Source organism: Bacillus sp. GS3m_15504 (assembly GCF_055825275.1).
The window spans coordinates 284126-300339 of sequence record NZ_JBVVNL010000002.1 but is presented as its reverse complement, the minus strand read 5'-3'; the positions used below and the strand labels follow the sequence as shown (position 1 = coordinate 300339).

Sequence of the window (16214 nt, the reverse complement as noted above, 5' to 3'; positions counted from 1 at the left end):
TGGAAAATATAGATGGGCTAATATATAGTGTCTACTTCCCAAGAAGCATCCACTTCAAACAAACCATAAGGGTGTTAAGTGGTGTGTGGTTCACAGATGACTTCACACTGCCTTTAACAGAAAGGCAGATTGGATTTCCTTTGGTAAAAGAGATAAGGGAATTTCAACATCTTGTTTCTTAATGAATTTTTTCTTTATTTAGAATGAGGAGATAATAAAAAATTACAATAAATCTAATAATGTATAGGGTTCTGTTACATGGTTATCCAATGAAAGCACCTATAGATGGTACCTAAGTTTGAACAATAAAAATACATGTGTAATATATCGCTGTAATTCTTCCACTAATGGTTGTAGTTCATCTTTAATCGAAAGATTCATAAAAAAACGTCATTCTTTCTAATCTAGCTTGTTTAGAAAGAATGACGTTTTTTGGTAATTAGGGGTATTAAACTCCCTTAAGTTCATGGGCATGTATGGTGAACCCTTTTTATTTCTCTATAAAAATATACAGACTAATTAATGCCCATTTTCATGTTTTATAAATGCAATAGATCTATTTTAAACAGCTTTTTTAGTAGTAGCTATTTTAAAGGTATTACTTCTCATGCTATAAAATTGTAGGCCTAATGATATAATCATAGAAATTATCGCAAAGTAGATTAGAGCCATAGTCCCCATTCCAAGAGAAATTACTACGCCACCTAATGTGGCACCTACGGAACTTCCTAGATAGTTAATCGAACTATTAAGGGCCACAGCTGCACTTCCGTGCTTAGGTTGGTAGGATAATAAAATATGTTGTTGTGGTGCTCCTGATGCCCACCCCATTGCTCCCCATATGAAAAATGGTAAGTATTTTATAATTGTTAGATTAATCATTATTGGAATACATACAACTGAGACAGTTAAAATAATTAAAATAAGAGCCATTAAAGTTTTTGGTTTTTTGAAGTAATCAATTAAATATCCAATTGTTATACTTCCAAATAATCCACCCAATCCCCAAGCCCATAAATAAATTGTTAAATCACTTGTATTATCAAGATCTTGTAATAATGGAGATAGATAGGTATATAAACCTAAACTTGAAATACTTGCAAAGAATGTTATTAAAACAGTGATAGTAACTCTTCTATCTAAAAACATTGCAAGTCTTTCTTTCATAGCAGGTGGTGCTGTGACTGGAACATGTGGTAGAAACTTAAGAATACTAATAGCAGCAATTAAACTAAGTAGTACCACAAACCACATTGCTGATTGCCAATCAAACTTTTCTGCGATATAAAGACCTATAGGAACACCTAATACAGTTCCCATGCTCATGCCACCGATTGTTAAACCAAGTGCGCGTCCTTTCTTTTCTACAGGTACTAACATAGTTGAGCCTGCGACAGCTAAAGGAGAAAATAACCCCGCACCAACACCAGCAATTGCCCTTGATATTAAGAATACCGAAAAGTTTGGAGATATTGCAGTTAATGCATTTGCAAGACCAAATATAATTATTGAAGTCAATAGAACTTTTTTGATAGGTTTACCTGCTAAGAGAGAAGCAAACAGTGGAGCGGATATTGCATAACATAATGTAAATATACTTACCGCTTGCCCAACTTGGGATGCACTTTTTTGATAGGTATCACTAATTCCAGGAACCAGTCCAGCTATAATATAAGCATCGAATCCCAAGGCAAACATACCAATAGCTAAAAAAATAACTTTTTTCATAGTTCTGCCACCTTTACATTGTCAAGATTAAAATAAATTATCAATCTTATACACTCTAGTTGCTAGTTTTATACAAATAGTGAATGATCATTAAATCAATATATAACCCTATTAGGATTTTATTTTCAATTATAATAATTGGGCTATATATAATTATTGAATAATGTCATAGTAATTAAAAAATCTGCAGATTAAATTAAGGTAAAATAACATTTGATAATCATTACTCGTCTAGCTTAAGTAGGTTAATATTAGTATACTTAATGAATGGGATTAAATAAAATGAATAATATTAATGCAAGGGATGAAAAAAACTCATGAGTATTATCAAGTATGAAATTTTTGAATCAGTTATTACAACGGGGAGTTTTACAAAGGCTGCTGAAAAATTAAACATGACGCAATCTGCAGTAAGCCATGCAATTTCTAGCTTAGAAAAGGAATTAGGGACGTCTTTATTCTTAAGAACTGGTCGAACAATTACTTTGACTCCTCATGGCACTAAAGCTTATGAGTATATTGGTCAGATATTAAATATAAACCGTAAATTAATAGAGACTAATTTTAATGATGAACTATCGCCTAAAACACTGAAGATTGGGGCCTTTACAAGTGTAAAAAAACATATATTACCTCCAATTATGAAAGAATTTAATAAATTGTATCCGTTTATTGAAATTATAATATTTGAGGGGACTTATGATGAAATTCAAGAATGGGTTATTAATAAAGTAATTGACCTGGGATTTACAATTAACGGGGAATTCGGATGTGAATCCGTTCCATTTTGGGAAGATGAGTTAGTTATAGCAACACCAAGTGACTTAAAGTTAATTCCTGAAGATTGCTCGTTAAAGGATTTCTTTGATCAAAATAATATTATTATGCCAGCAGCGCCATACAGAAATCAAGTTGAGAATTTTTTTAATCAGCACAGTATAGAGCCTAAGATTAATTCATATATAAGTGACTGCAATACAATAGTGAAAATGATTGATTTAGGTATAGGTATTTCTATAGGACCCAAGCTTTTCTTAAAATCATTTGATAATATAAAAATATATGAACTACCGGATCGACATTATAGAAATATATACATATCTTATAAAGATTCTACAGAATTAACACAAGCAGAAGGCCATTATGTTCTGGAATTTATAAAAATAGCAAGGAACTTATTTTAAGTTCCTTGCTATTTTTTATCCTAATCGTCCAAATCCGCTTTTTTTGCTAAGCAAGACCCTTTCCTTCGAACTGTTATATTTAACTTTATAAAAGCTTGATATTTTAAGCATTTTTTGGATTTTGGTCTTGATAACGTATAATGGTCTTTTTTTATATGGTGAGGCCATGCAAACAAAGGCGAAATCTTCAAAGAGACTCCACCTTTTCAAGCTTTGCAACAGAACGATGCTAATTCTTTTTTTGATTTTCATTTAATTTATTTACTATATTTTCTAGAACATCTTCCTTTTTTATAACCTCTATATCATGCATTCTTGTATCGCTACCTTTTTTCACTGCTTTGATATATGTTCCAATTGGATGTTTGGTAGGTGAGCCAAAACCTAAGTCAACTTTGTTTAAATCTTTATCATATCCATTTAAATCATAGCTATAGGATACTACACCGTTTTCTTTAGCCTTAGTGTCTAATGTAGGTTCCATTGTCACCACTCCGTAAACATCTGTTTTACTTGCAAAAGGGCTATAGCGATCCCATATTTTGCAACCAGCTAAACCCATACTAAATACCACAGTTAAAATTAATAAACCCACACCTTTTTTCATAATATTTTATCCTTTATTCTCTTTTTTGTTACTATATTAATATATCCTTTATTGTAAGGGGATACTCTTACAATAACTATAGTCTAATCTTACAATTTTGTAATGATGTCGAAATTATACTTATAGCGGCTCAGTAAATTGTTCGGTACGGAATAATGGTATATGTCTGTTCAAGATTACCAAAAATTAAATATTTACAAAAATATTTTTTGAAATTAGAATATAAAATACAAACACTCGACATCATTCGACAATACAACGAATATTTTCTGAATATTATAACTAATTAAGTGCAGTCGAGATACATGTAATTGCAACTATTAAACATACATTTATTTCTAAATGTGCTTATTATCATACAGTTCAAATAAAGTGTTGTTAGTAACTAATGATAGATGATTAGGGTGTAACCACAATAGACAAAGCGGTGTTTATAAGCCTTGTACATTGCATATGGAAATAAAAGTAAGTCCATACCTATTTTTCACACGTATCCCGGTCAAACCGCAGCTTAAGCATTTAAGGTGCTGGCTGTTTGATGTGAATATTAGTATATAAACTTCATATATATCCAGGTAATTTTTAAAAATTAATTTATTTGTTTTTTGTTAAGATGATTCATTGAGTTTATATTGTATAGCTATGGGGGTAAGGTGATGGACAATATGTCAAAAGCTTTTCAAATGGAGTCTAACCAATATGATAGAGGAGCAAAGATATTAGGGTTACTAGGGGAAGAAGCTTGTTTATTAATCGTGCATGAATTAATTGTAAGTGGTCCCTTGAACGTTTTTGAATTAAGTGCGGCATTAAATATTCCTAAACATACAATTTCGCAGCATTTACAGATATTGTATGCATTCAAAATTGTAACTTGTGAGTATAAAAGCCACCAGGTTTATTGTGCAGTAGAAGATGAAACAATTATTGAGATTATGAAAGTATTAGGGTTATTAGACTAATTTTTGTATTGGTGAGAGTATGGAAGCAGTTAGTAAAAAAATAAGCAAAAAGAGAAGAACCACCAATATTCCTATCTTTCGACTTACAAATTACTCTAACTATGACAATTGAATTTCTATTTTGCTTTGAAGAATAGATTAAATCCAGTACAAGTGAGAAATTTTTGTAATAGATATGTCCATGAGTTTTGCTTAATCTTCTTTATAAAAATAAATTCAGATTTCAAATAAGGGTGTTTTATTGAAATGTTGGTGTTGCCCATTGCATGGGAAAGGTTAAATTTATTGAAAATTATTAATAAACAGTATTTATTATATCAATTTACTATATATTACATTTATGTAAGTATTGTCATAAGAGGATTTTTTAAAACTTTCCCCTAATAAAGTTTTGAAAGAGCTGTCTCAGTATTCTCTATGTTGTAAATATGCCGAGAAAGGAGAATCCATTTGGGTTCTCTTTTCTCTTGAATTTCTCTATAATTCTATGCATTTTTTTATACATTCCTATTTTGACGTACCTTTTGGCCTCCCCATAGTTCCCTATGTCTCCCGATTTTTTTGCATAAAACTTTGCATACTCTTAGCGTGGTTTTTTTCCGAAATGCTGGTGGTACGCCTGGTATTACAATTCATCTAAATTATCTACTTTTCGTTATTTTAAAACTATATATACTATAAAAAGTTAATCTCAATCTATAGAAATAAAGAGATTTTTCATATCTTCTTACGTCCACTGTTGCAAACATTCTAATCCCTTCATACTCTCAATCACTTTTTCGTCACTTACTTTATAATAAATCTCATTTCCTTTTCGCTCATAGGAAACCATTTTAAACTGTTTTAGCTTTATTAAATGCTGTAACATTGTAGATTGTGGAACGCGTAGTAACTTCTGTAACTCGGATACATTTAATGGACCTTTCGAAATGGGACAATCAAAAAACAGTCACAGTATATCCAAGTTGATTTAGAGAACATTATGCACACGTTAACGCCAGGACAAACGTATGAAATAAAAGAGGCGTATATTGGCAAGAACCAAAGATTATTTACAAGAGTAATTATTTACCGATTAACAGAGAAATAAATAATGGAACGTAGAAAAAGACAAAGCTATACCGAAAGTAAAAAGGGGATTACATTTTCAGAAAAGAGTAAACGATTAACGGGTATCAACATATATGTTACGAATACGCCTTGGGAAGTGGTTCCGATGGAACAAATCCATGATTTTTACTCCCTCCGCTGGCAGATCGAAATCATATTTAAAACGTGGAAATCTCTATTTCAAATTCATCATTGGCAAACTATCAAACAAGAACGATTAGAATGCCATGTGTATGGAAAGCTCATTGCCATTTTTATCTGCTCTTCCATGATGTTTAAGATGCGCCAACTTCTGTTACGAAAGCACAAAAGAGAACTAAGTGAATATAAAGTAATTGGGATGATCCAAGATCATCTATCTCTGTTCTATCAAGCGATACAGAAAAACACCCAAGAAATAGCAAAGATTGTACTCCGTCTGTTTACCCTACTAAAGAAAAATGGACGGAAATCTCATCGATATGAGAAGAAAACTATCTTTAATATTATGAGTGTTATCTATGAGTAGTATAGTGGATATAGAAATCAAAAGAAAGCTGCATAAGTGAAAAAATAAAACCCGTTAGGGTTTATTTTGTATGCTCATTTTTAAGAGAATTATACTGTTTAAAAGTTTGTTCATTTTAATTAATGGAAAACCGTGGAGTTTCTATCCTTAAGTTGATGGGCATGGGGTAGCACCAACATTTCACGGATTTTGTACGCTAAGACTATAACCCTTTATATAATAAGGATTTCGTAATAAGAACTGCAAGCGATCTGTGGATTTGAAATAATTTCGTACCGTTTTGAAAAAAGTTTAATCAAAAGCTTGTATTATCAATGCAATTTTTTCTCTTATTCAACTCAGGGAACAAAGTAGTCTTAGAAAGGGCAGAAAGGGAAGCTACTCCTATTTATTGAATGTCTATGTGAAGACAGTATTGTGAGGAGGAAATTAAATGGTAGTGAAAGAAACAGACGCTATCTTAAATAGAAAAGGAGCCAAGAAAGCAAGCGAAATCCCTAATGAGGTATTACAATTACTAAATCAAGGGAAATTAGAAAGTGTTAATCTAACAGAATGGCTAGCTATAAACCATATTGAATTACTTAAAAATGTTTTGCCTTCAATAGGACTGAAAGATAGTTTAGAATTAGTGGTAGCTGAATTGAAAAAACAGAACGTTGAAACTGGAATGAAAGCCATACGAATGACAGGAGCTTTATTAGATAAAGTCATATTCAAAGAGAATGAAAGGAAAAAAGCAGACTTCTTATTAAAATTCTCTAATCATATCTCAGATAGTGTACGATGTTGGGCAGCGTTTATGAATAAAAAACAAAATAACACATTAAAAGATAAATTGAAGTACATTCGCCCTTTTGCAGCGGATCGTCATTTTGGTGTTCGAGAAATTGCTTGGATGTCTATTAGAGAAGACCTTTCACAAAATATAGAAAAAAGTGTGGAATTGTTAGTAGACTGGGCAAAAAGTGAAGATGAGAATATTCGCAGGTTCTCTGTAGAATCTATTCGTCCTCGGGGTGTATGGAGTAAGCATATTGAAATATTAAAACAAGAACCTGATAGAGCACGTCCTATTCTTAATTTACTTAAGTCAGATCCATCAAAATATGTTCAAGATTCGGTTGGAAATTGGCTAAATGATGCAAGTAAAACCAAACCAGATTGGGTGATCAACTTGTGTGCAGAATGGACAAAGGATACTGACATGAAATCGACTAGTAGAATTATTAAAAAAGCTAAAAGAACAATATTGAAAAACAAGGAATATAAATAATTAATCTTTTTATAAAAGAATAATTTGAACAAAAATGAGAAGAGTATGTTTTGATATCAGTGTTATTAATGTTAATTGGATTAAACTTTATTCCAAAACAACACGGTCGTTTATGGAACCTTCTTAACGTATGGAAAAACCAAGTTTTTTAAATGAAAAATTCCTTAGCGTACGAAATTTGCGTTATGTTGGCGGAAATGGCGCAGGAAAAAGTACAACAATTAAACTAATTATGGATCTTATTAGTAAGGATAGTGGAGATATCAAAGTTTTTGGTAAGGATTATCAAAAGGATCAAGTTTCTATTAAAGAACGTATTGGATTCGTATATGATGACAATACCTTTTATGAAGATATGACAGTTCATCAACTAAAAAAATTCATTGCTCCAGCTTATAAAAAATGGGATGAAAATGAAGACTTCCCTAGCGTTTGCACTTTCACACCATGCCGAATTTATTATTATGGATGAACCAAATTCTGGGCTTGATCCTGTATTTCGAAGAGAAATTTTAGACATTCTTTATGATTTAATGGTTGATCAAGATAAAACAATCTTTTTCTTTACGCACATTACAACGGATTTAGACCGTATAGCTGATTATATTGTATTTATTCATAATGGAGAAATTGTGTTCGAAAAAGATATGCATAGTATTTCTGAAGAATATGCAATTGTAAAAGGGGATACAGCTTTACTTACACCAAAAATCAGGGAACAATTAATTGGGATTCGTGAAACAAACATTGGATTTGAAGCACTTACAAGTAATGCACTCCATACACATACTCAACTAGGGAATGATTTTTTAATTGAAGAAGCGACATTAGAAGATATTATGTACTATACAAAAAAGGGGAATATTCAATATGTATAATTTAATATTAAAGGACTTTCGATTACAAAAATTAATTATATTATTGTATTTGATTATCATATGCTTTTTTATTATGACATTTGGAAGCTTTTACTTAATGGTCGTTTTACCAGTTGGCTCTTATGTGATAAATCTACATTATTATGACGCAAAGAATAATAGTCACAAGTTTATTAACAGCCTTCCTTATAGTAGGAATTAAATTGTTATGTCAGAATATATAGGTGTAATGATTTTTATGCTTATAGTGGTTTTATTTTCTTTATCGATTCAAGCGATAATTCAGTTTGTATCTCCCACTTATGATCAAATTGCAACTCCACAGGAAATTGTGATTAGTATTCTTACTGCAATGTTGTTTGCATCTCTCTACTTAACATTTTTCTATCGCTTTACCAATAAATATTTGATAGCCGCTGTCAGAATTATTTTTCCTGTATTTGTTGTTTTATGGAGAACAATTGAGGCATATGTAAATATTACTGACCTTGCATATAGCGTGACTACACAATTTACTATTAATCAACTCACTATACTTGTTTCAATCGTTACCATACTTATATTTATCGGTTCTTACTTCTTAACGGCGAGAATTTATAAACGCACTGATTTTTAAGAGTCTTGTATAGCGGAAATATAAAATACCTAATGAGTCACTGTTATACAGATGAGCTCTTAAACGCTGTGGCGCTACTCAATCGCTATCAAACTAATAAAACAAAGTTCTCCCCCAAAATGAAAAAATGCGCTATTCTTTCTGTAGAATCATAGGAAAGGATGGCGATTTTTTTATGTCTATTTCTGTATCCAATGAATTACAACTATTTGCTCAAGAGATTCAAAGTTTTTTATCTCCAAATATCTTACGAAATTTTGCTAGAGATGTTGGTTTTGTACAACGAACCAGTAAGTACCAAGCAAAAGATTTAGTAGCTTTATGTGTATGGGCGAGCCAAAATGTAGCTATGACTTCTTTAAATCAGTTATCTAGTTGTTTAGAAGCATCAACAGAAGTACTCATCAGTCCTGAGGGGCTGAATCAACGATTTAATAAGTCGGCCGTCCAGCTTTTACAACACCTACTAGCCGAACTACTAAGTAAAAAACTAACTTCATCTATGTAAATTTCTTCTCCATATACCTCTGTTTTCAAGCGTATTCGTATTTTAGATTCAACTGCATTTCAGCTTCCAGATATATTTTCATCCATTTATCCTGAGGCGGGAGGATGTAGCCATACTGCTGGGATGAAAATTCAACTTGAATATGATCTATTAAGCGGACAATTTCTACATATCCATACAGGTTCAGGTAAACAACATGATAGAACCTATGGCTCTCTGTGTGTCCCAACTGTAACAGCGAATGATTTGTGTATCCGAGATTTAGGGTATTTTCACTTAAAAGATCTTCAACATATACAAGATAAAAAGGCTTATTATATCTCTCGTATTAAATCCAACACACGTATTTATCAAAAAAATCCCAACCCTGATTATTTTCAAGATGGAAGAATCAAAAAAGGTACAGAGTATATACAGATAGATATGGATGTCTTAATGAATTCTCTTCAGCCAGGTCAAACATATGAAATATCCGACGCTGTAAGAGAAAAAAAGAAAGGAATGAGGTATTCTGCTCGTAGTAAACGACTTAGCGGTATCAATATATACATGACCAATACCCCTACAGATATTGTCCCGATGGGACAAGTACATGATTGGTACTCTTTACGTTGGCAAATCCAGATTTTATTTAAAACATGGAAATCATTCTTTCATATTCATCATTGTAAAAAGATAAAACAAGAAAGGTTGAAATGCCATTTGTATGGGCAACTGATTGCCATTGTACTCTGTTCGTCTACTATGTTTCAAATGCGACAATTACTTCTTATGAAAAAGAAGCGAGAACTCAGTGAATATAAGGCAATATATATGATTAAAGATTATTTTCTTCTTATTTATCAAGCTACACAGAAAGACACCCAAGAACTATCAAAGATTCTCATTCGCCTGTTCAACCTCCTACAGCAAAACGGGCGAAAATCCCATAGGTATGAGAAAAAAACTGTCTTTGATATATTAGGTGTTGTTTACAATTGTACCATGTCTAATGATCAAGCGGCCTAATTCAAATATGAAACCCGATAGGGTTTATTTCACATGCAAATTTTTAAATTTTCTACACCTAGCCTTTAGAAAAAAGAAACAACCTCTACTATACTTGACATTGTATGGGCTTAGCTTGATAGCGATGGGGTAGAACCAATAAAAAGCGAATTTCGTACGCTAAGTAATTTTTCACATAGCAAAGGCCGATTTCCTGTACGCTAAGGGAATCGGCCTTTGCTTAATAGTGTAAAAAACATTCAACGGATAATTACATATCAACATTAAATATGAACATATTCACTTTAATAATCGGTAACTAAATGACAGTAAAACCAGTGTAAGACATATTATTTGGTTGTATTTAAAAACTCAAGTGCTTTGTTGAAAACTTCTTGACCTGCTGGCGTGTTCATTTTAAATTGAAACTCATGCGCTAACTCACCAGAAATATTTTTATCAAAAAAGAGTTTATTTACATATACTCCTTTGCTTTCTAACGCACCTGCTAATGCTTTGCCTTGATCTTCGAATGATGCAGTATTTCCATCTGTAATAAATGTTGGCGGATAATCTTTTGTAACGTGTTTCAAGATAGAAGCAATTTCTATTTCAGGTAATGTTTCAAAATCCTTTTTCCCAAAGTAAGCCCAACCAGTAGTACGCATAAAATCTTGAATTTCTTTAGTTGTTTCCATTTTAGCTAATGCTGGCATATTATATGGACCGCAAAATAACAACACTCCTTTAATTGTTGAAGGATCAACCAGAGAGGAAATTCTACTTAATTTTGAATAATCGGGAGATGTTTGGATATTAACAAATTGTCCGGATATTTGTGCTCCGGCCGAATCTCCTGCAAAATAAACATGATCTAATTTTAATTTATACTTCTTTGCGTTTTCCTTTATATATTCGTACGCTTCACCAAGTTGGATGACTGGTGTAGGGTATTGCCTTTTAGGCGCAAGAGCATAATTTATATTTATTACTGTGTAACCACGAGCGGCTAATTCTACTGCATAACCAGTGATGTCAGATTTATCTCCACCTACAAATCCACCTCCATGTACCCAAAAAATAACAGGTGAATCTTCAGTATGATTTTTCGGATAAACAATGTCTAATGTACCATTGGGAAATTTAGATTTATAATTGATATCTTTAAATATATTTGTTTCTTTGAAGGAATTTTTATAATTATCAGATTCAACAAACATTCCACCTTCAAACGCTTTTTTTATAAGAAATGCTTTTGGGGTAGGAGAAAGGTTCCAATAACTAACTCCTGCAACAATTAATCCGAAAACAATAAGTAGAGATATAAACATTCTTTTTTTCCATACTCCTTTAGGCTTTGGTTGTTTTATTTTCATCATTATACGATTTCCATCCTTTTTAGTATGATAGTCACGAAAAAAGTAAAATGAGGATTACTATTTTAAAATCAGATGTATTTTCACCTCCTGATGTATATTTGCAATTGTATACAAAAGGGTATTTGTTTTTACAGTACCCACGTTACTTACAGTCTATATCCTTCGTCAAAATATATAGACTAAAATGATAGGTAAAATCTTTTGATACAAAATATTATATCAAAATTGTATACAATTTGTACTAGAATTTTATCATATTTGTACCAGTATATAAAAAAGATATTATGGTTTAAAAACTAGCAGAATAAATTATACCCGCTTTATAGTTAATCTGTTTATAAATAGATATATTATATGATAAACTAAATTATTGTATACATTATGTATTTTTTGTGCAACAAGATAGATTGTCAGTAAAAGAAAGGAAAGACATATGAAAAAAACACGAGAACAAATAGCGTATATGAAAATTAAAAGTAAAATTATAGATGGCACATATGAAGAAGGGATGCGCTTAACAGAATCTAGATTAGAAAAAGAGTTATGTATGAGTAGGACGCCAATTCGCAATGCCCTTTCTCGTTTAACATCAGAAGGATTTTTAAATCATCAAAGTCATTGTGGAATAACTGTAGCAAAAACAAAATCTTCATTCGAGAACATTATTGAGTTTTTGGAAATTCGTTTATTGTTTTTTAAACTATCCATTGAAAAAGTAATTAAAAATGATACAAGCTTTGACATAGCTAATTTAAAACAATGTCTGATAAATCTACCAACGGCTTTAGAGAGCGGCAATGTAAAAGAATTTCATAATGTTTTATGGAAAGTACATGAATTATTATTATCTCCAGCTGAAAACAAAACAATTATGCAAGTGATACAAGATATACAAGAAAAGAAACTTTTAGGTTCTGTAGAACTTAAATATATGAAACGTAAGCCATACGAAGAGGAAATGCTTAGTTTAATGAAAAATTTTATTATGTATCTTGAAGAAAAAGAATATGAAAAAGCAACACACATATTTGAACGAATCAATAAAGAAATTATTTTAGGGTTATTGTAGTGATTAAAAAGAGCCAAAATGAGGTTTCATATTTCAGTCAACTTCTATAAATCAAAGTTCCATAAATGACCGTTTAAGGGACTCTACTTAGTTCTAATAAAACTGAAAGAAATGCAGTCAAAAACCAGTTCCAAAACTCATTATCAAAAACAAAGTTCCATAACAAACCTTAAATATCGTTTAAGGGACCTTTTTAAAGTACAGTAAAGCCAAGTTTTTAACTTAGAAATTCCTTAGCGTACGAAATTCGCGTTTAGTTGGCGAGCCCCCAAATAGTACACCCTTATTTTACATTCTATTAAAGGGTGTAATTTTTGTACCGACATTTTTAGGCATGAAATGTCGGTTATTATTATCTATTATGTATTAAAGTAAATATTTGAAAGGAAGTAAACTTATGGATTGGCTAGAAAGAATGAATAATGCATTGGACTACATTGAGAATAGTTTGGATGAAGAAATAGATTACAAGAAGATTGCAAAGGCAGCGAATTGCTCTGAGTTTCATTTTTCAAGAATGTTTTCTTCAATCTCAGGTGTGTCGCTTTCAGAATATATTAGACGAAGACGGTTAACGCTTGCAGCATTTGAAATTCAAAAAAATGATATTCGAATCATTGATGTAGCAATTAAATACGGTTACGTTTCTTCAGATGCTTTCTCACGTGCTTTTAAAAAAATGCATGGAATAACTCCTTCTAATGCTCGTAATAAAGGAGTGCAGTTAAAAGCCTTTCCGAAAATTTCCTTCCAAATCTCTATTAAAGGAGGTACCGAGATGGATTACAGAATTGAAAACCTCGATTTTGAGTTGAGAATTGTAGGAAAGAGTAAACCTGTAAAAACAAGCAGCGCATTTAAAAAAATCCCTACACTTTGGAACACTGCCAAAAAAGACGGATTTATGCAAGAATTAATAGATATGTCATGGGAAAATCCAAAATGCACGCTTGAAAGCCTTTTGGGGGTTTGTGGAAAAGAAGCCGCCATAACAGATGAAGAATTTTCCTACTTTATGGGTGTAAGGTATGATGGGGAAGTATCAGGTGATATGGAAACATTAATTATTCCTGCAAGTACATGGGCAATTTTTCCGAACATAGTAGATGCATGGAAACGCTTATATTCTGAGTGGGTCCCAACCTCTGAGTATGAACTTGCAAATTTACCGTGCATAGAATGTTATTACGGTCCGAAACATAAACCGAGACATGAACTCTGGGTCCCAGTTATACCGAAATAAAATACACATTCAATAAAAAAGAAGCTGTTTATGGAGTAATAAAAAAACAATCTGAATTTAAATGCTTAGAAATTTGAGTTTTTTATATTGTGAGTAACCAAATCATGATCTGAAAACTTACGTTTCCGTTGTACAAAAGTTAGTTTTCTAGCAAGCTCTTCTAAAGTGTAAGATATCGGTGTAATTCTTCACCAAATAATTGGAGTTCACTTTGAATCAAAACAAACATAAAAAACGTCATCCTTTCTAATTTAACTTGTTTAGAGAGAATAATGTTTTTTTACAATTGAGGGGGAGTTAATATTCTTAAGTTAATGGGCATACGACGGAACCTCTAAGGATTTTCTATGCTATAAAAAGACAATGAATAACCTGGAGTATTTCTATATCAATAGACATTTACACGCTTCTACAAATATATATTTAAAAACATACTAACATTAAACTGACTATTTTTCATTTTAGATCAAATACCAATGTTGCTGCGCTTAGGAGGTGATTATCTGTGGATTTTCTTAATGATTTTTTTACTTGGGCGTTTGAGAGACATCAAAATATCCTGAGTTGGTATATTCGTCCACTATTTTTATTGCCGTTTTGCTATTTTTCTTATAAAAGAAGTATCAAAGGGATAATAATCACTTTAGTTGCATTAGCTACAAGTATGTTTTGGTTTGAAAAACCTACAACAGTGAATCCCAAAGTGGCAGCTTTTTTGGAAATGGAAATGGATTATTTGTTTGGCAAGTGGAATTTTATTAAGATTGTCTTTTCTTCACTAGTTCCGGTGACAATGTTTGCTTTAGCATATGCGTTTTGGAAACACTCATGGAAGTATGGAATACTTGTTATTAACTTAATTGCTATATTGAAAGTTCTATGGAGTTTATATGCAGGGGATGGTTCAGGAGTATCAATCGTTTTACCAGCTTGTATCGGACTTATAATTTGTAATTTATTTATTTGGATTGCTTATAAAATTGTAAAAAAAAGAGATGCTGATAAATCAACAGATAATAATTTTTAATCATCTAAGAGCATTATGAGATAAAAACTTCATAAAAAAAGCAGTAAAAATAAATAACCGGTTCCTTAACGTACAGAGAACCGGTTAATTTGTGTCTAAAATGTGTCTAAACGTGCAATTTTCTTTTTTGATATGGTGACCTCATATAGAATACCCACAAAGAAAGGTGACTCTAACCATGAATCAACCTTTAGTCAATTTACGAGTCGATTTTGCTTTTAAGCAATTATTCGGTGTGCAAGGACAAGAGGAGTTATTGATTTTTTTTAAAATGCAATGTTGCATGAGTCTTTAGCTACACCGATTGCATCACTGAAAATTGAAGATCCACATTTGCATAAAGGATATGAAGAAGGTAAATTATCCATACTAGATATACTTGCTGCACTTTAGGACGGAACAAAAATAAATGTGGAAATCCAGTTAAAGAATACACAAGAAATTGTAAAGCGCTCCTGATATTACTGGAGTAAACTGTATACCTCACAATTAGAAAAAGGAATGACATATCGTTCTTTACGAAAGATTATTGCAATTAATATATTAGATTTTGATCTCTTTCCTCTTTATGATGATATGCATACAGTGGGACATTTTTGGAGACAACAGCACAAGGAAGTTTTACTCGATGATTTAGAAATTCATTTTATTGAAATTCCAAAATTGCTTCAGCAATGGAGAGAAGAAAAAGTTAATCTGTGGGAAAATGAATTTGCTCGTTGGTAGCTGTTGTTACCAGCGCATGAAGATTAACATTTGGAGGTCATCGCCATGAAACAAGACCCGATGTTACAAAAAACGATCCATAAATGGGAGAACATGAGTCAGAGCAGTTCTTTCCGCCTTGCGTATAAAACCAGAGAAAAGGTTTTATTTGATGAGCAAGCCAAATTAGCACATGCTCGTGAAGTCGGTATCGAAGAAAGAAGAGAAAAAGGGCTTCAAGAGGGTATGGAAAAAGGAAAATTAGCTGAAAGAGAACAGTTAATCCGAGGCATGCATAAAAATGTCATGGATATAGAAGATATTGCGAAGTTTACCAATATGGATATTACGGACATACGCAATATTTTTTCTGAATGAACAATATAGATAAATATGGTAAAATGGGAATTGGGTAGTATTCTATTAG

General features: G+C 31.9%; 10 protein-coding genes and 5 pseudogenes. 11 read left to right on the top strand and 4 right to left on the bottom strand.

Annotated elements, in window-relative coordinates:
• Positions 1-561: 561 nt before the first annotated feature.
• A complete protein-coding gene (locus AC0L0O_RS20925; protein ID WP_473786036.1) occupies positions 562-1728 on the bottom strand; it encodes an MFS transporter in 1167 nt (388 codons plus the stop codon).
• 317 nt (positions 1729-2045) lie between these two features.
• On the opposite strand from AC0L0O_RS20925, the gene AC0L0O_RS20920 reads away from it, so the two are divergent.
• A complete protein-coding gene (locus tag AC0L0O_RS20920; protein WP_134189245.1) occupies positions 2046-2912 on the top strand; it encodes a LysR family transcriptional regulator in 867 nt (288 codons plus the stop codon).
• Positions 2913-3141: 229 nt separating this feature from the next.
• On the opposite strand, the gene AC0L0O_RS20915 is transcribed toward AC0L0O_RS20920, so the two are convergent.
• A complete protein-coding gene (locus AC0L0O_RS20915) occupies positions 3142-3519 on the bottom strand; it encodes a DUF1093 domain-containing protein (RefSeq protein WP_473786035.1) in 378 nt (125 codons plus the stop codon).
• A gap of 656 nt (positions 3520-4175) precedes the next feature.
• On the opposite strand from AC0L0O_RS20915, the gene AC0L0O_RS20910 reads away from it, so the two are divergent.
• Entirely contained in the window at positions 4176-4481 is a 306-nt protein-coding gene (locus AC0L0O_RS20910) for an ArsR/SmtB family transcription factor (RefSeq protein WP_473786034.1), read from the top strand.
• Between the two features lie 727 nt (positions 4482-5208).
• On the opposite strand, the gene AC0L0O_RS20905 is transcribed toward AC0L0O_RS20910, so the two are convergent.
• Positions 5209-5430, bottom strand: a complete 222-nt coding sequence (locus tag AC0L0O_RS20905; RefSeq protein ID WP_473786126.1) for an ArsR/SmtB family transcription factor — start codon at positions 5428-5430, stop codon at positions 5209-5211.
• Here AC0L0O_RS20905 and AC0L0O_RS20900 point away from each other — a divergent pair.
• The 5 genes and pseudogenes from AC0L0O_RS20900 to AC0L0O_RS20880 all read left to right on the top strand — a co-directional run.
• Positions 5404-6099, top strand: a pseudogene (locus AC0L0O_RS20900) (IS4 family transposase); the annotation flags it as partial. The gene AC0L0O_RS20905 and the pseudogene AC0L0O_RS20900 sit on opposite strands and share 27 nt — an antisense overlap.
• Before the next feature lie 433 nt (positions 6100-6532).
• A complete protein-coding gene (locus tag AC0L0O_RS20895; protein WP_473786033.1) occupies positions 6533-7375 on the top strand; it encodes a DNA alkylation repair protein in 843 nt (280 codons plus the stop codon).
• Positions 7376-7505: 130 nt separating this feature from the next.
• A pseudogene (locus AC0L0O_RS20890) lies at positions 7506-8253 on the top strand (ATP-binding cassette domain-containing protein).
• Positions 8246-8869 (top strand): annotated as a pseudogene (locus tag AC0L0O_RS20885) (ABC-2 transporter permease). The pseudogenes AC0L0O_RS20890 and AC0L0O_RS20885 overlap by 8 nt, the downstream one beginning before the upstream one ends.
• A 175-nt stretch (positions 8870-9044) precedes the next feature.
• Positions 9045-10385: pseudogene (locus AC0L0O_RS20880) on the top strand (IS4 family transposase).
• Positions 10386-10714: 329 nt separating this feature from the next.
• On the opposite strand, the gene AC0L0O_RS20875 reads toward AC0L0O_RS20880, so the two are convergent.
• Entirely contained in the window at positions 10715-11740 is a 1026-nt protein-coding gene (locus tag AC0L0O_RS20875; protein WP_473786125.1) for an alpha/beta hydrolase, read from the bottom strand.
• 436 nt (positions 11741-12176) lie between these two features.
• Between AC0L0O_RS20875 and AC0L0O_RS20870 the strand changes: the two genes are divergently transcribed.
• From AC0L0O_RS20870 to AC0L0O_RS20855, 4 genes and pseudogenes are all read left to right on the top strand, one after another.
• Entirely contained in the window at positions 12177-12812 is a 636-nt protein-coding gene (locus AC0L0O_RS20870; protein ID WP_473786032.1) for a GntR family transcriptional regulator, read from the top strand.
• Positions 12813-13209: 397 nt separating this feature from the next.
• Complete coding sequence (locus tag AC0L0O_RS20865; protein ID WP_473786031.1) at positions 13210-14055, top strand: AraC family transcriptional regulator; 846 nt, start codon at positions 13210-13212, stop codon at positions 14053-14055.
• A gap of 505 nt (positions 14056-14560) precedes the next feature.
• Positions 14561-15082 (top strand): hypothetical protein, encoded by a 522-nt coding sequence (locus AC0L0O_RS20860; RefSeq protein ID WP_473786030.1) that lies wholly within the window; start codon positions 14561-14563, stop codon positions 15080-15082.
• Positions 15083-15260: 178 nt separating this feature from the next.
• Positions 15261-16165, top strand: a pseudogene (locus AC0L0O_RS20855) (Rpn family recombination-promoting nuclease/putative transposase).
• Positions 16166-16214: the final 49 nt, after the last annotated feature.